Genomic DNA, 21,397 nt, shown 5'->3' on the forward strand with positions numbered 1-21,397 from the left:
ACGGCGGAGTCCGGAGAAAGTCAATCGAAGAGAAGACGAACCGGTAGAGTAGCGGGGGGCCGGCGTTTCCGCCGGCCCCTCGCCGGGATCCTTCGCGCGTGTCTCGCCGGGATCCTTCGCGCGTGTTAAGATGCCCCGCATGGTGCGGGTGGTCCTCTTGGGTGCGCTCCTCTTCGCGAGCGCCTGTGAAAGCGCCGTCGACGTTCGCGAGGACGGCCATGGCGCGAGCAGCGACGGCGACGGCGAAACGTCAGCACCAGGCGCCGGGAGCAGCGACACCAGCAGCTCGTCCTCATCACCCGGTTGGACGGTGCCGCCCGATCGGGTCTACAGCCACATCGAGTGCGGCGACGAGGCCGCCGGCACGACGCTCTTCATGGAGATCTCGCCGAGGGGCTCCAGCTGTCTGCCCGCGCCGGACGTCTTGGACGATGTGCTCGTGTTCGGGATCGTGAGGTGGGACGGGCAACCGGGAACGTTCACGCTCGGTGTCGAGACGCCGCACGGCATGGCGCAGGCCGCCAGGGGCTTGCAGCCCGATCGCCTCACCGGCACGCTCACGATCGTGCCCTACGTCGGGACACCTTCGGTGGTCGCGTGGGATCTCTCCGTGGGCGCTGGCCGCACCGACCTGTCCGTTTGCGGCCGCTTCGACGACTTCCCGTGCCGGTGAGCCTCATTCGCGTTTGACGAACGGCACGTCGAACGAGCCCTCCGGCACGCTCGCGAGGTGGGTTGTCTTGGAGCCGGGGACGATGGGGCGGCGCGGGCAGGTCGGCGAGCGCCTGCCGAGCGCCTCCTCCAGACGCGGCGGCGCCGCGCTCAGACCTGGATGCCCGCGAGCGGCGACGTGACCCGCCCCGCGTCGGCGCCGATCTCCGTCACGTTCACGCCCATGACCTGGGCGATCGTCAGGAGCGCCTTGCTCAGGTTGTCGCCGGGGAAGTTGCGGTGCTCGTCGCCGCGCAGCCGCCCTCCGGCCTTGCCGGCGAAGAGCACCGGCCATTCCGTCCTCGTGTGCACCTTACCCCACGCGGTGTCGGACGTGACGTACACGAGCGAGCTGTCGAGCAGGTTCGAGCTGCCGTGCGGCGTGTTCTTGAGCTTCGTCAAGAACTCGTTCAGGCAGCGCATCGTGTAAATCACGCCCTTGTCGACGCGAGGCTGGCTCGATTGATCCCCGGCATCTCCGTGGCAGATGGTGTCGTGGAAGTCGTCGTTCATGTCCTGCGCGAGGTGCCGATAGTAGACGTGCGCGGCGGGCAGCGAGAACATGAACGAGAGCACGCGGGTCCTCTCGCAGGCGAGCGCGAGCGCCGAGAGCTCGACCATCGCGGAGTTCACCGCAGGGGGCGCCTCGCTCTGCGAGTCCTTGCCGGCGGTGGGGGCCGTCGGGCTCTTGCACGCCGCCGTCGCACCGTCGCCGGACGACATGGTATCGAGGCGCTGCTCGATGGCGCGGATCGACTCGAGGTGCTCCTCGATACGATGCCTGTCGGCCGCCCCGAGCCGCTGCTTCAGGCTCGCGCCGTCCTGCTGGACGGAGTCGAGCACGCTCTTCCGGACGTTCGCGAGCTTCTTGGCCTGCTCCGCGCCGTCGTCGCTGGGCTCGGGCAAGCCGCTCATGAACAATCGGTTGAACACGGCCTTCGGATCGAACTCCGGGTTGTTGCGCGCGTTCGGCCCCCTGTGCGAGACCGTGTGCAGCGAGTCCTGAGGGCCGCCCGGCGTCGCCGGCGTCAATCCCACCTCGAGAGAGCGGTACGGCGCCCCCTCCGAGATGGCGTTCGCGACGACCTGGTCGATGGACGCGGCCCGCACGGCGTTCCCGCTGAGCGGCGCGCCCGTCGTGGCCCCCGCCGACCCCGTGGGGTGCTCGACGCCGGAGACCACGAGCTTGTTCTCGAGGCCGCTGATCACCGTGAGGTACGACTTGAGGTCCGCGAGCGGCTGGAGCTCGGGGCTGAGCTCCCAGGCCTGGCCGGCGCCCGTGCGCGTCGGCTTCCAGCGACCGGGCAGCGTGCCGTTCCCGAAGAACCACGTGACGTAGAGCGGCGACACCGGCGTCTTCGTCTGAGCGTGCGCCGTGCCGCTCTCGTTCAGCATGATCTCCAGCAAGGGGAGCGGGATGGTGACGGCGGCGCCCGTCGCCAGCATGCCCCGGAGAACAGTTCGTCGGCTCAAAACTTTGTTCGTCATTGGGGGTACCTGCGATCAGGGTTGGGGGGCGACGGACGAGAAAGCATCGTTGGTCACGACGTCGAGGACCAGCTCGCGCAGCCTGTACCCCGACCCTTCGAACGAGGCGGTCAGCGCGTTCAGCACGCGCTTGTCCACCTTTCTCTCCTCGTGACCCGCTGCATACGTGTAGTACTTGCGGACGAGGCACTCCGCGACCGAGGCGTCCGAGCTGAGGGTCATGCCGAGCGCGCGCGCGTCGGCGACCGGTACCCCGTCGAACTCGCCGCTCGGGTCGATCGGCAGGCCGTGGTCGGTCGTGCGGAAGCGGCCGATCGCGTCGAACGTCTCGAGCGGCAGGCCCAGCGGGTCCATGTACGAATGGCAGCCCGCGCAGGCGGGCTCGGTCCGGTGGATCTCGAGCCGCTGACGCTTCGTGAGGGGCTTGTCCGCGGGCGGCTCCGGGAGCTCGAGGGCGACGTCGCCGGGGGGCGGCGGGATGGGCGTGCACATGAGGGCGTCACGCATGAACTTGCCGCGCAACGTGGGAGAGCCCTCCTTCTGGTTCGCGAACTGCGAGAGGAAGCCCGCCTTGCTGAGGATCCCGATGCGCGGGCCGTCCGCGGGCAGCGAGCGGACCTCGAAGGCGCCCGCGCCGAGGCCGGCCGTGTCGATACCGTAGAGCTGGGCGAGCTCGGTGTTGACGACGACCTTCGTTGTCGAGAACAGGTCGAGCGCGCTCGCCTGATCGTCGAACGCGAGCGCCTCCCAGGTGCCCCGCATGTCGCGGACCATCGCCGCTTGCAGCGCGGGGCTGTACTCCGGAAAGAGCCCCGTGTCTTTTGCCTGCGTGCCGAGCCGATCGAGCCGCATGTACTCCTCGGCGAAGGCGCCGACCGCCTCGCGCCCGGCAGGCGCCTCGAGCAGCCGCGTCGCCGCGGCGCGGAGCCCCTCCACCGTTGCGAGCTCCCCGCTCGCGGCCTGGTCGAGCAGCTCCTGGTCTGGCAGGCTGTTCCACAACAAGAACGCGAGCCGGGACGCCATCTCGTAGCCCGTCAGGCGAAGCGAGCCGTCGGCGCTCGGAGCGCCGAGCTCCGGGCGATACAGGAAGTTCGGAGACGTGAAGAGGGCCACTGTCGCCCAGCGGGCCCCCTCGACGGCGCTCTCGAGCTGGGTCGCGGCGTTCGCGGCGACGGCCGCGAGCCGGTCGACCTCGGCGGCCTCGAGCGGGCGGCGCCACGCACGGAGCCCCAGCGCCTCGATGAAGCCGCGCACACACGCGTCGTTCTCCGCGCCGCTGGGCGTGCAGCCGATGAACTGGTCTCGCCTCGCGCGATCCGCGAACACCGCGTCGACGGCGCCCTCGATGGCCGCGTGGTACTGCTCGACGCCTCGCTCCGAGGTCACGACGGTCGCGGCGCCGATGACTGCAAAGTTCCCGTTCCAGCTGTCGGCGTCGAGGTCATTGAGATTGACCTCCACGCCGAAGACGTCGCGCACGGCATTGCGAAATTGCGTTCTCGTCAAACGGCGCAGCATCCCGGCCGCGGGTTGGAACTGCGGCGGGTTCGAGCCCGTCGGCGGCTCATCTCCCCCGGAAGAGGATGCCCCAGGGCCCTCCGACGGGTCACCCAGCGCGCCCGTGCACGCGGCCGCGAACGCGAGCGCGCAAACGCCGGCGACTTCTCTCGAGAAACGGAGCTCGTGCCATGACGGCTTCTTCATCTTGCTCTCCGATAATGCAAGGGGGGTGACGACGCGCGGGAACCCACATCTCGCGACATGCCTCAGAGCAGGCGCTCGCATCACGGAGCCCATTTCGCCCGGCGTGATGGAGCCTGGAGCGCCAGATACCGGACTGGGCCGGTGTGATGACACTGCTGCGTCCGAGGAGGGGCTGAGCTTGGCCCGCCGCAACATAGGTCACGCCGCCCCCGAAGCTGCCATCCGACCGCTTCGCCGGACTCCCAAGAAAATTCCAGTGAACAGCACCTGGGATTTCACGACAGCCGTCGAATCAGCAAGGCTTGTCGTGGCCTCTGGCGAATCACCTCTGGCGAGACACCAAGCACCATCAAACGTGCAATCGCTCCAGCGACGGCCGAGCGAACGGAATCGGCACCGGGACCGGGACCGATCACGAAGACGAACCTCTCGGCGCGCACGATGCCCCACCGAGGGCAAAGCAAAAGGATGCCCCTGAGCGCAATGTGAACGATCACATCCCGGGAGTCAACGCGAATCGACCGGCAGGCGGGCCCCCTCGAGGCCGGGGGAGGACGACGCTGACGGGGTCCTCCGGAGCCGCGCGCATCCTGGTCGAAGGCAAGCCGGTACAGCGCAAGAGCCCCCTCCGGGCTCCGCGGAACCCACGATCTCGCACAAACCAAGCTCGTGTGACAGCTCACGCGGGCGCCGCGGCCGGCCGCCGCCACGCATCGATTGCAGCCGAGGATGGCTGCGCACCGGTCATTTTTGATTGACCCCCCTCATGTGAACGATCACAATTCGTCGTGAAGCTGCGATCATGCGGCTGAGCTTGCCCCTTCCCTGATCAGGAGACATCGGATGTGGATGAGCGTGAAGCTGATAGGTGCCGTGATGATGAGCGTCGGCACTGGCTTTGCCTTCGGGTTTGCGGGCGGCTTTGCGGGCGCCGCATGGGCCGCGGGCGGGACGGCGGACGTCCCCGCGTCGATTGCCGAAGGGAAGGATTTCAGCTGCGGCGACAAAGGACAGAGAGCCTGTCCGAACCAGGGGCTGGATCAAGACGGCTCTGTACAAGGTGGAGCACGAGGCGAAGCGCCGTGACGACGCCTTCTGAGGCGCCGCGCCCTGCTCTCGCCCTCTCCGCTCCTCGCGCAGGGCGGGCGCTCTCGCTCCAGCGCCTGGCCTGACCCGTCGGGTCGATTCACGTCGAGCGTTCTCAGACGCGCCGTCGGCCACCAGCGTCGCGCGCTGCAAGGTGCCTATGTCCACATCCCCGCAAGATCCGAAGTCGAGCGAATCCATCACCCCCGTGCGCTGGGGCGTCCTCGGGGCGAGCAACTTCGCGTTGAAGGTCAGCCTGCCCAGCATGAGGCGGGGCCCCCTGACCCAGGTCGCCGCGCTGGCCTCGCGCGACGTCGACAAGGCGCGCGCCGCCGCGGAGCCGCTCGGGATCCCGAAGGCGTATGGAAGCTATGATGAGCTGCTCGACGATCCGGAGATCGAGGCCGTCTACATCCCGCTGCCCAACCACCTGCACGTGAAGTGGTCGGCGCGCGCGGCCCGCGCCGGCAAGCACGTCCTGTGCGAGAAGCCGATCGCGCTCAGCGCCAAGGACGCCGCGGCGCTTGTCGACGTCCAGCACGAGACGGGCAAGCGGATCGCCGAAGCGTTCATGGTCCGCTATCACCCGCAGTGGCAGCAGGCCAGGGACTGGGTGCGAAGCGGCCGGATCGGCGAGCTGGTCAGCGTCCAGGCGGCGTTCTCGTATTTCAACCGCGACGCGACCAACATCCGCAACAGGGAGCAGGTCGGGGGCGGCGCGCTCTACGACATCGGCTGTTACGCCGTGAACACGTCGCGCTTGCTGTTCGGACGCGAGCCCGTGCGGGCGATCGCGCTCGTCGAGCGCGATCCCGAGTTCGGCACCGATCGCCTGACCTCGGGCCTGCTCGATTACGGCGGCGCGCACCTGACGTTCACGTGCAGCACGCAGGCGGTGGCCTACCAGCGCGTGAACGCGCTCGGCACCAAGGGCCGCATCGAGATCGAGATCCCGTTCAACGCCCCCGCCGACCAGCCGTGCAAGATCTTCCTCGACGACGGCTCGACGCTGAACTGCAGCTCGGCCAAGGTCACCTCCTTCCCCGTCGTCGACCAGTACCAGCTGCAGAGCGAGGCGTTCTCGCGCGCCATCCGCACAGGCAGCCCGGTCGAGAATTCGATCGATGTCGCGGTCGGCAACATGCGGGTCATCGACGCGCTGTTCCGTTCCGCCGAGAGCCGGCGCTGGGAGAAGGTCTAGCGGCGCCCCGCGGCGCCCGCCCTGGTGACGGCCGCGGCGGCGAGGGAGCCCCTCCCCCGCCCCGCGGCGCCTTCGAGCATCCTGATAGGTCAGCCGCGGGGCCGGCGCCGCCGCATCGCCAGGGCGGAGAGCCCCAGGGCGAGCGCCGCGGCCCACGAGCTCGACGTGGTGCCGGCTCCGGCGGCGGCGCACCCGCCACCTGCGTCGGAGGACCCCTCGTCCGGCGTGGTTCCGCCGACCCCACCTCCCTCGCCCGATGCGTCACCGCTGCCGGACGAGCTGGCCGCCGTCCCTACCGCGCCCACGCCGTTGCCGGAGGAGCTGGCCGCCGTCGCCGCCCCGCCCTCGCCGCTGCCGGACGAGCTGGCCGCCGTCGCCGCCCCGCCCTCGCCGCTGCCGGACGAGCTGGCCGCCGTCTCCGCCCCGCCCGCGCCGGTGGCGGAGGAGCTGGCCGCGGTCGCCGCCCCGCCCGCGCCCGACCCGGTGTCCTCATCGCGGGGCACATTTCCGGTGAACCCGGTCTGCCCCTCCCGTGTCAGCGACAGCACCAGCGTGCCGTCCTTCACCGTCACGTTCTGCGGGTCGAAGTCCACGCGGTTCCCGTCGAACGTCCAGTCCGCTTTGCTCCATCGCGCGCTGTCCACGGAGTTGAAGTCGTCCTGCCACGCGAGCTCGAAGTTCCCGTTGTTGTAGCGATAATACTTGATCCAGTTGACGAACTGGTGCTGCGGGAGGACGGAATCGTCGAACGCTCCGACCCATTCGGTGGCCTCCGAGGACCACATGTTGAAGCGGAAAGACTGGGGATTCTTCAGGGCGGTCACCTGCGCCCCCGTCGACCTCTTGATCTCTCGCCCGTCGATGCTCCAGGACACGTAGTCCGGCGTCCACTCCAGCGCGTAGGTGTGATAGCCGTCCGCGAGGGAGACGCCCGCGTCGTGCACCCCCTCCGACGTCACCCTCGTGCCCATCCCGGTGATGATGTTGGACTGCCAGCTCCGGGCGTTGTTCTTCCCGAAGACCTCGATGTCGATCTCCTCCCAGAACGCGCCGGACATCTCGGAGCCGTTCTTGTAGGTGAAGAAGGTCGACAGGATGCCGCTCCCGCGCGCCATGCGCATGCGCATCTCCATGCGGCCATGAAGATAGCTCTGGGCCGAGTAAAGCTCTGCGCCCTTGTAAGGCTTCGCTGCCGCGGTCGAGCTGACCGCGAGCGCCAGCGAGGCAGCGGCGAGCATCAGACCTGCGCGGACTCTCGTGAACATGATCAAACCTCCAATGATTGCATCAGACCGTCAATTCGCGGCGGATCCGCTCCGCCCGGCTCCTCGGGCACGACGCCGCCGCGCGGCGACCGCGCCGAGCGCGATCAAGGCGGCGAGCGCGCCCGCGGGGGAGCTGGGCCCCGATTGGACCCGGAAGGCGCACCCGCCCTCGTCGCCGCTTTCGCCGTCAGCGGGGGTACCGCCGGCGCCGCCGGCGCCGCCCGTGCCGCTCCCCGCCGTCGCTCCGCTCCCCGCCGTCGCTCCGCTGCCGGTCGTCGCTGCGCTGCTGCTGCTGCTCGCACCCTCGCCCGACCCGCCGCTGCCCGCCGCTCCCCCTTCACCCACGTCCGGAGCGCCCCCCGCCCCAGCGCCCCCCGCGCCGGTCGGATCCGGCACGTCGCGCGGAGTGAACTTCCACCAGTTGACATTGAACAGGAAACCGTTCCCACCGGCGAACTTCAGGTACAGATCGTGGTTCCCTGTCGCACCGTCGACCGCACAGGACGTGGTGGCCCAGGTCTGCCAGCCGCCGGTCCCCTGAACCATGCAGGTCCCCACCAGCGTGCCCGTCGCGCTGCCGAGGCGCAGCTCGATGCTGCCGCCGCTGGTCGCCGAGGCCACCCTCGCGTCGAAGGACACCGCGCCGGTGCCAAAATCGACGCCCTTCACCTTGATGTAGTCCCCGTTCTCGATCGACCCGACATTCATTCCCCCCTCGCCGCACACCTCGGTCTCGATCCCGGATCCCCAGGCGATGGTCTCGGCCTCCGTCATGACATACGGATTCAGGCTGCCGACGCCGGGAGGGCCGTCCTTGGTCATCTTGATCGTGGGGAATGTACCGTCGGCGTTGAACGTGAACCGCTCGACGGCCGCCGAGCGGTGATAACCGCCACCGCCCGGCAAGGCGCCGTTGTGATAGAAGAAGTAGGAGCTCCCCTTGAAGTCGATGACGCCCGCGTGGTTGGTGAAGCTGCTGCCCTCCGTGGGCATGATGACCCCCCGGTACGTCCACGGCCCGGTGGGTTTGGTGCTCGTCGAGTAGGCGATGTATTCGGAGATGGGGCCCGCCGCGTACACCAGGTAGTACAGCCCATCGCGCTTGTAGAGCCACGGGCCTTCCTCGTACTTGGTCTTGTGGCGACCATCGTCGTTCCCGGTGCGCTGTCCGAAGCTCTCCGCCGTCATGGGCACGCGCACGACGTCTCCCTGGTAGGAGATCATGTCCTGGTTCAGCTTCACGTAGCACACGCTCGGGTTTCCCCAGTACAGATACGCCTGGCCATCGTCGTCGATGAACGGCGTCGGATCGATGTCTCCGCAATCGGCCGTGATCAACGGCCGTCCCAGGGCGTCTTTGAACGGACCGGTGGGGCTGTCCGACACGGCCACGCCGATGGTCATCCTGTTCAGCGAGCGGCTCGAGACAGGAACGTAATAGTAGAACTTCCCGTTCCTGTGGATGGCCTGGCCTGCCCACGCGTCTCCCTTTGCCCAGCTGAAATCGCTGAATTTCAGCGGCGACCCGTGATCCGTCCAGTTCACCATGTCCTTGGAGGAGTACACCCTCCATTCGTTCATCGTGAACCAGTCCGTGGCGCTGTCCTCGTCATGCCCGGTATACAGGTATACCGTGTCATCGTGGACCATGGGAGCAGGATCGGGTGTATAAATGGTCTGTACGACGGGGTTGTCTGCCAGGGAGACCGACGGAAACGCGGTCACGCCACAGAGCAACAACGCCGCGAGGAGCTCACGTTGGAGGGAGTTCGTGCTCGTCGTCATTCTTGAATCCTTACTGCTCTACTGAAACTCGGTCAGGCATTGTCCATGTCGTGGGTCGCTCGGCTCGCGGCGCTCCGGCGCATCCCGCCGGGGTGGTTCGCCGCGAAGACAGCCCGCTGGGCGAGCCGGGGGTGCTCTCTTCCGCGGAAGGTGAACATCGGCGGCAGACGACGCTCGAGCTCCCCGCCCGGCGACTCTCCGACGAAGCGCGCCGGGCGCCGTCGCTCAACCCTCAGCTCGGAGCTGCGTAAGGAAATCCCAGACCTCGCGACGATCCTAGATCGACGGCTGGCCGTTGTCCTTCGGCGAGGGGGTGTGATCCCCGTCGAACGCACACCAGCGCGTGGGGTGCCCGCTCGAGCAGCCCGTATACGAAGCGCAGCCGTGCGCGCCGCTGCCCTTGGCCGGCCCGGGCGGCTCTCGCGCCGCCCAGCCGTTGTTCTTCAGCGTGACATCAATCACTGACGATCCAGGAAGTCCATCAGCCATTGCATGGCCGGCCGCATCCTGCCGTCATCATACTGGATGCCGGTGTTGTCACGCCAGGTGGTGCCGACGATGTAGCCCCACAAGGTGATGCCCTGGACCGAGGGGTGGTTCCAGTACATCGTGAACTGCTCCTCCATGATCTGCTTCTGCCTGTTGTCGTTCGCCTCGCCGATGTCGTACTCGGTGATGTACACAGGCTTGCCCAGCGAGGCGAGCTGGTCAACGAAGCCCTTGACGGTGTTGGTGTTGATCTTGTACGCGTCGTGCGCCTGCGCGCCGATGGCGTCGACCGGGGCGCCCGCCCCGATCACCGCCCGCGCGATCTTCATGAAGTTGTTGTGGTCGTTCTGGTACTCGATGTTGTTGTAGTCGTTGAGGATCAGCTTCGCGTTCGGGCAGAACTCGCGGGCCCACTTGAAGGAGTTGACGATCCAGTCCCAGCCGCTGGCGCCGTCGCCGCCGATGCCGTTCTTGTACGAGGGCGTGGTGTGGGGCGGCGGCTCGTTGACCACGTCGATGTACTTCGTATTGGGGTAGCGCTCGCAGAACGACTTCATCCAGTCCCGCACGGCCGCCTGCTGCTCGTTGCCGGGGAGGTTCGCGACCCAGGTGGGCTGCTGGGAGCCCCACACGAAGACGTGGTGCTTGAAGATGATGTTGTTGTCCTGCGCGTACTTGTAGATCCTGTCGAGCTTGCTCCAGTCCTTGTTCCCGCGGCTCTTCTCGACCTCGCCCCACTTCCCCTCGTTCTCGGGCGTGATCTGGTTCCAGTACTTCGCGAAGCCGTCGCGCACGGCGCCGCGCGTCGTGATGTTGCCGACGAACTTCCCCGTGGGCTCGGAGCCGCCGGTTCCGGCGGACGTGCTGGTCGTGCTGCTCGCGGCGTCCGAACCGCCGCCGCCCTCGTTCGAGCCGCCGCTGCTGGAGCTGGTCGCGCCGGGGCCCGTCGTGCTGGCGCTGGTCGAGCCGGGGCCCGTCGTGCCGGCGCTGGTCGAGCCGGGGCCCGTCGTGCCGGCGCTGGTCGAGCCGGGGCCCGTCGTGCCGGCGCTCGTGGTGGTGCTGCCGGCTCCCCCCGAGCCGCCCGCGCCATTGTCGTCGCCCCCATCGCCGCACGCAGAGAGAGTCGCGAGCCCGAGCGCGATCAACGTCGTACCGCGCAGCCATCGAGTAGAACGGTTCTTGTTCATGTTGGATTTCCGCAAAGTGAGCGATTGAAGATGGCGATGCTTTGAGCGGCGAGCCTATAGCCAGCGGCTCGAGCTCCGAAACGTCCGGAATCTTTGCTTCTTCAGGCGATGTCTTCAGGCGATGTCTTCACGCGATGATCGAGTCGACGAGCCCGCCTTCGAGGCTCTCGTCGCCGAAGTCGTCGAGCGGCCCTCCCTGGCTGTTGGTGCATCCGACCGCCGCGCCGATCGTGTTGAGCAGCTTGTTGTTGGTGATCTTGATGTCGACGAACTGGCCCGTCTTCAGGTAGTCCGCGGCGCCGCCGGCGAGGATGTAGGGGACCTTCCGGAACCCGTGGTACTTGTCGGCGTTGTCGTTGAGCCACACCGCCACGCCGTGATCGAGGAGCGTCCCCGAGCCGAGCTCGTACGACGAGAGCCTGTCGAGCAGGTGCTTGAAGAGGCGCGCGTGGATCCGGTCGATCTGGTGGTGCAGCTCCTGAGCGCCCTCGATCGGCGGGCCCGAGGTGCCGTCGCTGTCGATGCGGTGGGAGATCTTGTGGTAGCTCTTCTGCCGGACGCCGTTGATCGTGTACTCGGTCCCGTCGTTGCCGTCGCCCACCTGGAGCGTCGCCGCGCGCGTGACGCCGCACGCCATCGCGAGCGCGATGATATCCATCTGCATCCGCGTGACGGCCTCCACGTTCTCGGATCTGCCGACGTTCGGCGAGATCGCGTCCATCTCGGCGACCTGCTCCTCCGGGAGCTTGCACGCGAGCGCGACCTCGAGATCGCGGATGCTGTCGAAGTGGAGCTGTAGCCGCTCTCGATCGCTCTTGCTGATGTCCTTCCGGCTCATGAGCGCCTTCATCTCCCCGCGCACCAGGTCGTTGACGCTGGTGCGGCGCTCGACCAGCGACTGCTGGACCTCGGTGTCCACGTCGGCGAGCCCGAAGAGCTTCTTGTACGCGTTGGCCGGGTTGCGCTCGGCTGCGCGCAGCTGCTTCGGCCCGCGGTACGAGAGCACCTCGTTGATGTAGCCGGACATCCTGCCCGCGTAGAGCGTCAGCGGCTCGACGCCCGCCGGGTTGAGCTCGGTCGCGATGCGGTTGTCGATCGACTCGCCCATCGCCAGCGACTCGTTGCCCGCCGGCTGGTCCGACACGCGCGCGGCCGTGAGGCACTGGTTGCCGCCGCCGGAGTGGCCGCACCCGTTGGCCTTGAACGCGAATTCCACGCCGCGCAGCATGATGAGCTTGCTCGCGTAGTCCTTGAGCTCGCTGACCGCGCGGTCGCTGTCCCGCTCCATCGACGCGGCGGTCAGCGCGCCTGTCTCGCTGGGCCAGAACATCTCGGGCTCGTCGCCGGCCGCCTGCGCCACGCCGTTCGCCTGGCGCATGAAGATCGCGAAGGGCGGCACGTCCCCCGTGCCGGCCGAGGCGCGCCGCGGCGCGAAGGTCTCCAGGAACGGGAGCGCGACCGTGACGCCGAACAGGCCTCGAAGCACACGTCGTCGGGTGATCATGGCGCCTCCGCGGTAACTCGAGCGAGGAACGGAGTGGACGAGACGATCTCGAGGAGGAGCTCCTTGGTCGAGGAGCCGCCGCGCGACGCCTCGCCGAGCTGCTTGACGAACGCCCTGTCCTTCGCGTCCGCGTCGCGGCCGTGGGCGAACTCGAGCCAGCGCTCCGCGTAGCACGCGTGCGCCTCGCTGCTCTCGGCGAGCAGCTGGCTGAACTCGATGGCATCCGCGTACTTCCGCGACTGGCCGCCGAGCGTGTAGGCGTCGGCGGAGTTGATCGGCATCCCGTTGTCGGTCGTGCGGTATTTGCCGATCGCGTCGTAATGCTCGAAGGCGAACCCCACCGGATTGATGAGCGCCCCATGGCACGACGCGCCGCACGTCCCCTTGCCCGTGTGCGCCTCGACGCGCTCGCGGTTGGTCGCGAGCTCGCCCGGCGGCAGCGAGGTCGCGTCGTCGGGCGGCGGCGGCAGCGCGGCGCAGAGGACCCTGAGGTTCACGAAGACGCCGCGGTGGATCGAGTCCGGCTGCCGCGCCGTCGCCTTGGCCGCGAGGAAGCCGAGGCGCGTGAGCAGCCCCGAGCGCTCGGCCTCGTCGAGCTCCACCTGCTCGAACCCGTCCGAGAAGTCGCCCTCGACGCCATAGACCGCCGCGAGGTGGTCGTTCACGAACGCCGTGCGCGACGTGAGCAGCTCGGTGAGCCCGCCCTCCCTTTCGAAGACGACATGCTCCACGAAGAGCTCCGCCTCGCGCTGCATGTCGTCGCCCATCTCGGGGACGAACTCGGGGTAGAGCGCCTGGTCCTTGTTGAGGTCGTGGTACTGCTCGTAGTCGTAGAGCTGCCGGTGGAACGCGCCGACGACCTCGCGGGCGCGCGGATCCTCGAGCATCCCCTCCGTGTAGGCGCGCACGGCCTCGGGGGTCGAGAGCTCGCCCGCCTTCGCCGCCTCGAGGAGCGCGTCGGACGGCATCGAGTTCCAGAAGAGGTACGAGAGCTTGGCCGCGATCTCGTGGCCGCTCAGCCGGATGAGCCCGCCCTTCGCCGGCCCGGCGCCGCTCTCGACCCGGTAGACGAAATGGGGTGACTGCAGAAACGCCTCGAGCGCCGCGCGCACGCCGGCCGCGAACGGCTCCTCGCCCTCGAAGAGCTCCACGCCGCGACGGAACAGCGCGACATACGTGTCCCGCTCCTCGGCCGTGAGCGGGCGCCGGAACGCCCGCTCGCCGAACCGCTCGATGAACGCCTGCGCCCGCGCCTCCCCCTCGGCCGGCAGGTCCGCCGGCAGGAGCCGGCCGAGCTTGTCCTCGTCGGCGGTCACCATCGCCGCGAGCTCCTCGGCAGCGCGCTGGTAATCGCTCCAGAGGCCCGGCGTCACCAGGAGAGCGGCTTCGTTGTTGTCGAACACGCCGCCGAGCGGATCGGTCGTGAAGGACGCCGAGAGGCCGGGCCTGTCGTCGAGGCGCAGGAGATCGCGCACCGTGTTCTCCCACTGCGCGTGGCTCAGCCGCGGAAACATGCTGCGCTCGGCGACTTGCGGCGCCGCCGCGCCGCCCGGCAAGGGGCCGTCGCCCTCGTCCTCGTCGTGCGCGCCCAGAGAGCCCGTGCACCCCGCGAGCAGGAGCGCCCCAGCGCAGAGCGGCGCGCCCAGCGCGCGCCTCCAGCGCGGCAGGAGGATCATCGAAATAGACGGTGTGGCCATCGTCTCTCTCTCCTGGCGAAGCGCTGGCGACCGGGCGGCCAGTTCAGCGGGGCTCTCAACGCGACGACCATCCAACAGAAGCCGTGGTGTTCACTCCGTCATCGAGCGCGGCGTCGATCTTGCGTGTTGCATGGGACCCGCAGCCGTTAGACACTGGACGATTCAAACACGATCGAAACTCGTGAGCTCGCGTACGAAAGCGATCACGAGAGATCGCGCGGCCCTGCGGCCTCAGGGGCGCCGATCCGACGCCTGCGGCGCGCGCCGCCGAGCGAACGGTGCCGGTGCCGACATCCATCGAAGGACGAAGGTCTCGGTCCGCGTGACGACCCACCCAAGACGAAGCAAAAGGATATCGCTCCGAGGCACTGTGAACGATCACAAGATCGATGTCAAACCCAATCGACCCACCCACATGGTCCCTCCGGCCCGATCGAGGACGCTGGTATGGCCGTGGGACCGTGAGGACTGGAACTTTCCGCCAGTGACACGCATGCTGAGAGCGCCGTTGCGTACGTCGAGCGACGTGAAGGCGCGCGGCGAGCGCGGAGGCTGCTAGCGGTCGAAGAAGTCGAAGACGTCGGGCAGCACGAGCGGCACCATGCCTGGATGGTCCGCGTCGACTTCCTTGTATGTGATCGTGTAGCCGCCAGCCATCATCCAGTCGCGCAGCGCCCGGCTGCCCGCCAGGGAGGGCGTGGCGCCGGTCCCTTCCGTCACGAAGATGGGCACGTCGAGCAGCCGGTCCCATGGATAGCCCGACTCCTGGACGAAGGGGCCGGACATGGGCGCAAGAGCCGTCCAGTAGTCGGCGTACTTCGCGCCGATGTACCAGGTGCCGCCGCTCCCCATCGAGTGTCCGGTGAGGAACATCGCGCTGCGATCGATCGGGTACTCATGCAGCACCAGCTCCAGGACGTTGATGACGTCCTTCTCGCTGAGCTCCTGGGCGCGTTCTCGCTCGGGCGTACGCATGGCCAGGAGCTTCTCCGCCTCCGCGGGTTGCCCGAACACGGCCGGCAGCCGCAGAAAGGTGCCGTAGGCGCCCTGGTAGCCGAGCGGCGAGACCAGGAGAACACCATGCTGGTCGGCCAGATTCACCATCTGCTTGTTGTTCTGATCCAGGTACGAGCTCTCGTCGTTCCCTGCGCCGTGCAAGAACATCACGAGGGGCAGCTTCGACGTGCCGTCCCAGCCATTCGGGACGCAGACGCGGTAAGGAACGTCGGCGCCCGCTTCCGGGAAGCGATACGTCCTGCGCTGGTCCCCTTTGGTCCGCCACTGCGGAGAGCCGGGATCGGCGACGGACTCGGCGAGCGCCCGCGCCTCGAGCACCTGGGTGCGCGGATCGAGCGTGGTCCCGAACGAGATGGTCACCGGCGCGAATTCGTCTGAACCGCCCGCCCCGCCCGCCCCTGGCGCGCCGCCTTCGCCGCCGGCCGCCGTCGTCCCGCCGCTGGGCGCTTCGCCGCCCGTGCCGGCGCCCGCTTGACCTCCCGCGCTGGCCGAGGCGCTTCCAGGAGAGCCCCCGCCGGGGCCGCTGGAGGCGGCGTCCGGCGCGCCGGCGCCGCCCCCACCCTGGCCACCTTGGCCGGTGGAGGCGGCGCCGCTGCCGGCATCATCGCTCCCGCAGGCGGCGAGCGACAGCGCGCAGCCGATGCAGGCCAGTGACGAAAGGAATCGACGTGTCGTCATGCTCACTCCGGGGACGAGATCAGCCCGTTCTGGGCGCCCTGCCGAGCGTTCGTGCCTCTCCGAGGCCCCTTGGCGCGCGACTCGATGGCTTGTTCACGGCTCGCAGAAAAATGCACCGATACCAACCAAGCTCACGTCACGAGGGAGCTGCTGGCGCCCGTAGAGTCCGGGGGCCCCCAGCGCGACGCCTTGAGCCGTTCCGCTGGACCGCCGATTCGCGCATCGCGGCTCGTGTGCCTGCGCAAATACGATGTCAGCAGCAGGACCCCCCGAGGGCGCACCGTGAACGATCACATTCAGGGCGTCAAACAAAATTGAGCCGCCCGCACCTCTCCTCGATCCCGGGTGTTCTGGTCGGGTTCGAGCCAGTTGCGCGACCTGGTGAGGTGCCCCACCGTCCGGTGGCCCGGATCGGGGAAATGGCGGCGCACGGCCGCCTCACCGCCGTGCTGGTCGACCGCGACCACCACGTTCGAATCGACCGGCCTTCTCTCCACACAGCGCCCACCAGATGGTCAGAGATGACGTGGCGGAGCACGTCCACCGTCGTCGCTTCTATTGCGCTGAGGGGCGACTGTTACGATGCCATTGGCACCCTCGTCGTACAGGCCCTCTCTGACGCGCGGCCCGGTGCCCGCTTGACGCGCCGCTTCGTCGGAGGAGCCACGCCGGCCCTGTCCTCCGTCGGGCTCGAGGAACTCCGCGGTCCCGTCGACAGGAGTTGACATCGATCATGTGAACGATCACAATGAACACCTTCCCGCGACGAGCAAAAATCCAGCGAGACGGCTTGTTTACATCAAAGTCGCGCAAGCTCGCTGAATCCCAGCTCGGCCGTCGGACTCGGATCCTTCAATCAACTGGAAACGGCCTCACGCTGCGGGCGAACCTCCTCGTGGAACGCCGCTGGTGAGGAAAAAATCGCGCCTGGGTATTCGAATGACGAACCAATCTACACTCGTTCGAGCCACATTGTTCGCGGCGCTGGCCGGCTCTTGCGCTCTCTCGGCTTGCGCAGGTGGCGCCGATGACGGCGCGAGCTCGTCAGGTGACGACCCTCAGGCCGGGACGGGCGGGGCCGCCGTCTCAGGCAGCACCAGCAGCAGCAGCAGCACCACGACGGGCGGCGCCACGACCAGCGGCGGCACCACGACCGGCAACGGCGGCGCGACCGCCGGTGGAACGGGCGGTGAGGGAGGCACGAGCGGAAGCGGCGGTTCGCCGGGAGCGGGCGGTGAGGGCGGATCGATGGGAGGCAAGGCCCCCCCGGAGCCGAGCACGGGTTGCGGCAAGGCCAACCCGCAGACGGGCAGCGCGCAGAGCCCGCTCACCGTATCGGGTCACCAGTACTACGTGAAGCTGCCGACCAACTACGACGCCAGCAAGCCGTACCCGGTGATGATCATGTTCAACCCGACGGGCAACCCGATCAGCTGGGCAGAGCAGAACGCGGGCTTCGAGGTGACCGGCCCCAAGGAAGCCTGGATCCGCGTCTACCCTCACCCGGCCAACTCCAGCTCCGGCTGGGGGGCGAACGACGTCTCCTTCTTTCAGCCGTTCTACGATCAGATCACCGGCAACCTCTGCATCGACAAGGCTCGCGTGTTCGCGGCGGGCGAGAGCTCGGGCGGCGACTTCTCGAGCATCCTCGGCTGCGAGCACGCGGACAAGCTGCGCGCTGTGGGCCCGTGCGCCACCAAGAACGTACAGGGATACCCGCTCAACGCCGACACCCGGAAGTGTACCGGGCAGGTCACGGCGGTCGTCATCCACGGAAAGCGCGACAACGTGGTCGGGACGGAGAACGGCCCGAAGACGCGCGACTTCTATACCGATCTGAACCACTGCGAGGCGGGCACGACGCCGGTCGACGGGTACACGGACGATCGCTCGAACTGCGTCCTGGCTCAGGGCTGTGACGAGGACTATCCGGTCTACTGGTGCCAGCACGGAGACCCGAACTACAACAACACCAATCATGGCTGGCCCGCGTTCGCGCCCAAGTTCCTCTGGAGCCTGTTCTCGACCTATTGAGAATCGTGGTTGGCCCGGCGGCGCCCGGTGCATGACGCCCGCATCAACCGGCGGGAGGTGGCGGACCTCCCGCGATAGCCCGAGCCCCCGGCGAGCAGAAGCGAGCGAGACGGTGTCCTTATGAGTCGATCTGTGTTTGGACTGAACGTTCTTTTCACCGCCGGCGTGGCGCGGCCTCCCGCAGGCCGTGGAGTGAACGCGATGTCTTCGATGCATGGATTCTCGATTTTCAGATGAACAAGACTGTTGCTGGCTGATGGTTGCATTGTAATTGCGCTGAACAACTGATTTGTCACCCGAGCTTGGTCAGGAGGCTATGATGACCCCACCGTCTTTTTTGATGACCGGCTTGCCACGCGGCAGGCGGGCGCTGGGCGCGGGGCTCTGCGTCACCGCGCTCCTGCTGGCGGGATGCACGGGCGCCCTGGGCGATCTGGATCCGGAGGGGGGCGGCGGCCCTCCTCCGGACGTCGGCGGCGACCCACCCACCGGCGGAGTGGCGCGCGGCATCGATATGCCGGGGGCGCCGCAGTTCCACCGATTCGTGCGCCTCACGAACTCGCAGTGGGCGCGCAGCGTGCAGGTGGTTCTGAATCTCGCCGATCCTTCGTCGCTGTCCGACGGGTTCGAGAAACCTGTCTCGGGCATTACGGACTTCACGAACAACGAGCACCTGCTGAGCGTGAACCAGCGCTCGTGGGGCGACTACCAATCGGCGGCGGAGGCGCTCGCCGAGGAGGTGACGGATTCGGATGCGGCGCTCGCCAGGGTCTACCCGGATAAGGACGAGACCGGCTTCATCGAAACCGTGGGGCGCCGTGCGTATCGCCGTCCGCTGACGGACGACGAGGTCGCCAGGTACTCGGAGCTCTTCGAGACCGGCGCGGCGATGTCCGGCACGAAGAGCACGTTCGCCAAGGGCGCGCAGCTCGTGATCCGGACGATGCTCCAGTCGCCGCACTTCCTCTACCGCACGGAGCTCGGCGAAACGCGCAAGCCGCTCGATGGTTACGAGGTCGCGGCGAAGCTCTCGCTCTGGCTGCGCGACGCCGCGCCGGGCGACGAGCTGCTCGACAAGGCGCCCACGCTCACGACGCCGGAAGCGATCGCCGCGGTCGCCAAGACCATGCTGGAGGAGCCCACCGCGGTCAAGGGCATGCGGTACTTCCATGGCGAGCTGCTCCACTTCGATCGCTACACCACGATCAGCAAGCTCGGCGTGCCGAACTACAACGAATCGTTGAACGCGGAGTACGAGGAGAGCGCGTACCTGTTCTTCGACAAGATCTTCACCGAGGGTCTCGGGGTCAAGGAGATCCTCACGTCCACCAAGGGCTTCGTGGGGCCGGGGATGGCGAGCCTCTACGGCCTGGCGCCGAGCGGGAGCCGCATGGTGGAGCAAGACCTCGGTCCCGATCGCGTCGGCTTCTTCTCGCAGCTCCCCTACCTGACGCTGAACGCCCTGAACGAGGAGTCGGACTCGATCCACCGCGGCGTCAGCATCAACCTCGACATGCTGTGCGCGCCGCTCGGCGCGCCGGCCCCCAACATTCCACCGGTCCCGCCGCTCGAGCCCGGGCAGACGAACCGTCAACGCATCACGCGGCTCACCTCCGGCTGCGGCGGCACGTGCCACAACCAGCTCATCAATCCCGTCGGCTTCGCCTTCGAGCACTTCGACGGCATGGGGCAATATCGCGACGAGGAGAACGGAGGTCTGCCGGTCGACAGCAGCGGCGTCTACGCGTTCTCCGAAGGGACCAAGTCGTTCGCGGACGCCGGCGAGCTGATGCACTACATGGCGGAGGGCGAGCAGGCTCACCTCTGCTACGCGAAGAAGCTCGCGAGCTTCGCGCTCCAGCGCGACGTCGTCCCGGCGGACTTGCCGTTCGTCGAGACGCTTGCCGAGGTGAGCCGCGGCGCCAGCGGCTCGGTGAAAGAGATCATGCTCGAGCTCGTGAAGAACGACGCATTCCGGACTCACATGGGAGGTACGCTGTGAACCCGAAGATCGCAATGAACCTCGCTCCTCCGAGCGCAGCGCCCCGGCGCGGCATGAATCGACGCGCGTTCCTGCGCGCGGGCGGCGTCGCCATCGCCCTTCCGTTCCTCGAGGGTTTGCCGTCGCGCTCCGCCTGGGCCGCGGACAGCTCGCCCGTGTTCAGCCTCTACATCGTGGCGGCGTGCGGCGTGGTGGGTAAGAAGTTCTTCCCGGACAAGACTGGCGAGCTCACCACCGACGGGCTCGCCGCCATGACGGAGAAGGCGACGCACGTGCTCGCGCCTCACGCCCCGAACCTGCTGTTCATCCGCGGGATCAACTTCCCCATGGGGGGCCCCACCAACTGCGGCCACGCGCAGGGCCTGTGTCAGTCGCTCACCGCGCGCCCGGCGCAGGGCGGCGGCAGCACCGCATCCTCGGGCGGCGTGTCCGCGGACGTGCAGATCGCCAAGCTGGTGAACGAGGGCGGCGCCGAGCCGCTCACGCTCTACGCCGGTAACCGCAGGAACGGGTACATCGCCGAGCGCATCTCTTTCAAGGGCGGTGGCGCCGGGCAGGTGCGTTCTGCGGACGACAACCCGTACACGCTCTACGCCAAGCTCGTCGGCCTGGCGGAAAGCGGCGGCGGCAGCAGCGGCGGCAACGGCGGGCAGGTCGCCGACGAGCTCATCCGCAGCCGCAAGAGCGCGAACGACTTCGTGCGCGAGGAGCTGAACAGCCTGATGCGCATGTCGGCGCTGAGCTCCGCTGACAAGAAGCGCCTCCAGCAGCATTTCGAGGCCATCCGCGACGCCGAGGTCACGATGGGCCAGATGGCCAGCACCTGCAGCCAGGCGGGCCTCTCGACGTCGGAGCTCGATGCGCTCAAGAGCGGCTTCGCGTTCAAGACGAACGGCATGATCGAAGACGTCGCGAAGCTCCATCTCGAGCTCGTGGCGCTGGCGTTCGCCTGCAACTTCAACCGCGTGGCGACGCTGCAGCACGGCGACGGCACGGATGGGACGAGGTATTCGGTGCCGGCGAACGCGACGCTCGGGTGGCCCTTCCACCACATCAGCCATCGTGTGCAATCGGACGCCGCTACGGGCAACAACCCGACGGCCGAGCAAGCGCACGCCGAGATCGACGTGCTCCGCATGAAGACGCTGCTCCACGGCCTCGATCAGTTCAAGGCGCGCGGCCTGTTCGACAAGTCCATCATCATGTGGACGAACCACGTGTCGGACGGCCCGTCGCACAGCTTCCAGAACGTTCCGACGATCATCGCCGGGGACGGCGGCGGCTACCTGAAGCAGGGTGCTTACATCGACGCCGGAGGCGTCACGAACAACCGGCTCTTCAACGGCCTCATCGCCGCCGCCGTTCGGGACAAGACCCAGTGGACGGAGAACTTCGGCGAGGGCAAGGGCTCCGGGCCCATCGACGGCATGCTCGCCTGAACGGCACCGCCCGCGGCGTGCCTCCCTGACGTTGTCACACAGAATTGTGCACGCCCCCATGGGCTCCGGGAGACACCCGTGAGCAGACGACGACGCACGTCGTGAGCGTG

The 21,397-nt window shown here is 68.0% G+C and carries 17 protein-coding genes; 6 read left to right on the forward strand and 11 right to left on the reverse strand.

Going from position 1 to position 21,397, the window contains the following annotated elements; translation table 11 throughout:
- The first annotated feature begins 139 nt into the window (after positions 1–139).
- Positions 140–673, forward strand: coding sequence for a hypothetical protein (locus WMF45_RS26000; protein ID WP_437707144.1), 534 nt, complete (start codon positions 140–142; stop codon positions 671–673).
- Positions 674–822: 149 nt separating this feature from the next.
- Here WMF45_RS26000 and WMF45_RS26005 read toward each other — a convergent pair whose 3' ends face one another.
- Both WMF45_RS26005 and WMF45_RS26010 read right to left on the reverse strand, forming a co-directional pair.
- A complete protein-coding gene (locus WMF45_RS26005) occupies positions 823–2,199 on the reverse strand; it encodes a DUF1552 domain-containing protein (RefSeq protein ID WP_437707146.1) in 1,377 nt (458 codons plus the stop codon).
- Positions 2,200–2,214: 15 nt separating this feature from the next.
- Positions 2,215–3,903: a DUF1592 domain-containing protein gene (locus tag WMF45_RS26010; RefSeq protein ID WP_437707148.1), complete on the reverse strand. Its 1,689-nt coding sequence runs from the start codon at positions 3,901–3,903 to the stop codon at positions 2,215–2,217.
- An 849-nt stretch (positions 3,904–4,752) separates the two neighbouring features.
- On the opposite strand from WMF45_RS26010, the gene WMF45_RS26015 reads away from it, so the two are divergent.
- Positions 4,753–4,989: a hypothetical protein gene (locus tag WMF45_RS26015; protein ID WP_437707150.1), complete on the forward strand. Its 237-nt coding sequence runs from the start codon at positions 4,753–4,755 to the stop codon at positions 4,987–4,989.
- 160 nt (positions 4,990–5,149) lie between these two features.
- Positions 5,150–6,190, forward strand: a complete 1,041-nt coding sequence (locus WMF45_RS26020) for a Gfo/Idh/MocA family protein (RefSeq protein WP_437707152.1) — start codon at positions 5,150–5,152, stop codon at positions 6,188–6,190.
- Between the two features lie 89 nt (positions 6,191–6,279).
- On the opposite strand, the gene WMF45_RS26025 is transcribed toward WMF45_RS26020, so the two are convergent.
- From WMF45_RS26025 to WMF45_RS26065, 9 genes are all read right to left on the reverse strand, one after another.
- Positions 6,280–7,455, reverse strand: a complete 1,176-nt coding sequence (locus tag WMF45_RS26025) for a family 16 glycosylhydrolase (RefSeq protein ID WP_437707154.1) — start codon at positions 7,453–7,455, stop codon at positions 6,280–6,282.
- Positions 7,456–7,485: 30 nt separating this feature from the next.
- A complete protein-coding gene (locus WMF45_RS26030) occupies positions 7,486–9,240 on the reverse strand; it encodes a glycoside hydrolase family 43 protein (RefSeq protein WP_437707156.1) in 1,755 nt (584 codons plus the stop codon).
- 276 nt (positions 9,241–9,516) lie between these two features.
- Positions 9,517–9,702 carry a hypothetical protein gene (locus WMF45_RS26035; protein ID WP_437707158.1) on the reverse strand — a complete coding sequence of 62 codons (186 nt, stop codon included), beginning with the start codon at positions 9,700–9,702 and terminating at the stop codon, positions 9,517–9,519.
- A complete protein-coding gene (locus WMF45_RS26040) occupies positions 9,699–10,916 on the reverse strand; it encodes an endo-1,4-beta-xylanase (protein WP_437707160.1) in 1,218 nt (405 codons plus the stop codon). The genes WMF45_RS26035 and WMF45_RS26040 overlap by 4 nt, the downstream gene beginning before the upstream one ends.
- Before the next feature lie 127 nt (positions 10,917–11,043).
- Entirely contained in the window at positions 11,044–12,420 is a 1,377-nt protein-coding gene (locus WMF45_RS26045) for a DUF1552 domain-containing protein (protein WP_437707162.1), read from the reverse strand.
- The gene (locus WMF45_RS26050) at positions 12,417–14,117 is read right to left on the reverse strand and encodes a DUF1592 domain-containing protein (RefSeq protein ID WP_437707164.1); all 1,701 of its coding nucleotides are present in this window, start codon (positions 14,115–14,117) and stop codon (positions 12,417–12,419) included. The genes WMF45_RS26045 and WMF45_RS26050 overlap by 4 nt, the downstream gene beginning before the upstream one ends.
- Before the next feature lie 555 nt (positions 14,118–14,672).
- Positions 14,673–15,812 (reverse strand): hypothetical protein, encoded by a 1,140-nt coding sequence (locus tag WMF45_RS26055; protein WP_437707166.1) that lies wholly within the window; start codon positions 15,810–15,812, stop codon positions 14,673–14,675.
- A 296-nt stretch (positions 15,813–16,108) separates the two neighbouring features.
- Positions 16,109–16,309, reverse strand: a complete 201-nt coding sequence (locus tag WMF45_RS26060; protein WP_437707167.1) for a hypothetical protein — start codon at positions 16,307–16,309, stop codon at positions 16,109–16,111.
- A 561-nt stretch (positions 16,310–16,870) separates the two neighbouring features.
- The gene (locus tag WMF45_RS26065; protein WP_437707168.1) at positions 16,871–17,014 is read right to left on the reverse strand and encodes a hypothetical protein; all 144 of its coding nucleotides are present in this window, start codon (positions 17,012–17,014) and stop codon (positions 16,871–16,873) included.
- A gap of 46 nt (positions 17,015–17,060) precedes the next feature.
- Here WMF45_RS26065 and WMF45_RS26070 point away from each other — a divergent pair, with 46 nt between their 5' ends.
- The 3 genes from WMF45_RS26070 to WMF45_RS26080 all read left to right on the forward strand — a co-directional run bounded on the left by WMF45_RS26070 (position 17,061) and on the right by WMF45_RS26080 (position 21,287).
- Positions 17,061–17,846: an alpha/beta hydrolase family esterase gene (locus WMF45_RS26070; RefSeq protein ID WP_437707169.1), complete on the forward strand. Its 786-nt coding sequence runs from the start codon at positions 17,061–17,063 to the stop codon at positions 17,844–17,846.
- Between the two features lie 340 nt (positions 17,847–18,186).
- Complete coding sequence (locus WMF45_RS26075) at positions 18,187–19,848, forward strand: DUF1592 domain-containing protein (protein ID WP_437707170.1); 1,662 nt, start codon at positions 18,187–18,189, stop codon at positions 19,846–19,848.
- Positions 19,845–21,287, forward strand: coding sequence for a DUF1552 domain-containing protein (locus WMF45_RS26080; RefSeq protein WP_437707171.1), 1,443 nt, complete (start codon positions 19,845–19,847; stop codon positions 21,285–21,287). Before WMF45_RS26075 ends, WMF45_RS26080 begins: the two co-directional genes overlap by 4 nt.
- Positions 21,288–21,397 lie beyond the last annotated feature (110 nt).

Origin of the sequence: Sorangium sp. So ce448 (genome assembly GCF_051520915.1) — a bacterium.
In the GTDB taxonomy this organism is placed as follows: domain Bacteria; phylum Myxococcota_A; class Polyangia; order Polyangiales; family Polyangiaceae; genus Sorangium; species Sorangium cellulosum_B.

What these genes read in the sequence shown, in the direction of transcription:
- WMF45_RS26015 (WP_437707150.1), top strand. Translation starts at nt 4,753, where the DNA reads ATGAGCGTGAAGCTGATAGGTGCCGTGATGATGAGCGTCGGCACTGGC.
- WMF45_RS26005 (WP_437707146.1), bottom strand. Translation starts at nt 2,199, where the DNA reads ATGACGAACAAAGTTTTGAGCCGACGAACTGTTCTCCGGGGCATGCTG.
- WMF45_RS26025 (WP_437707154.1), bottom strand. Translation starts at nt 7,455, where the DNA reads ATGTTCACGAGAGTCCGCGCAGGTCTGATGCTCGCCGCTGCCTCGCTG.
- WMF45_RS26050 (WP_437707164.1), bottom strand. Translation starts at nt 14,117, where the DNA reads ATGGCCACACCGTCTATTTCGATGATCCTCCTGCCGCGCTGGAGGCGC.
- WMF45_RS26010 (WP_437707148.1), bottom strand. Translation starts at nt 3,903, where the DNA reads ATGAAGAAGCCGTCATGGCACGAGCTCCGTTTCTCGAGAGAAGTCGCC.
- WMF45_RS26030 (WP_437707156.1), bottom strand. Translation starts at nt 9,240, where the DNA reads ATGACGACGAGCACGAACTCCCTCCAACGTGAGCTCCTCGCGGCGTTG.
- WMF45_RS26055 (WP_437707166.1), bottom strand. Translation starts at nt 15,812, where the DNA reads ATGACGACACGTCGATTCCTTTCGTCACTGGCCTGCATCGGCTGCGCG.
- WMF45_RS26075 (WP_437707170.1), top strand. Translation starts at nt 18,187, where the DNA reads ATGACCGGCTTGCCACGCGGCAGGCGGGCGCTGGGCGCGGGGCTCTGC.
- WMF45_RS26045 (WP_437707162.1), bottom strand. Translation starts at nt 12,420, where the DNA reads ATGATCACCCGACGACGTGTGCTTCGAGGCCTGTTCGGCGTCACGGTC.
- WMF45_RS26000 (WP_437707144.1), top strand. Translation starts at nt 140, where the DNA reads ATGGTGCGGGTGGTCCTCTTGGGTGCGCTCCTCTTCGCGAGCGCCTGT.
- WMF45_RS26040 (WP_437707160.1), bottom strand. Translation starts at nt 10,916, where the DNA reads ATGAACAAGAACCGTTCTACTCGATGGCTGCGCGGTACGACGTTGATC.
- WMF45_RS26070 (WP_437707169.1), top strand. Translation starts at nt 17,061, where the DNA reads ATGGGAGGCAAGGCCCCCCCGGAGCCGAGCACGGGTTGCGGCAAGGCC.
- WMF45_RS26020 (WP_437707152.1), top strand. Translation starts at nt 5,150, where the DNA reads ATGTCCACATCCCCGCAAGATCCGAAGTCGAGCGAATCCATCACCCCC.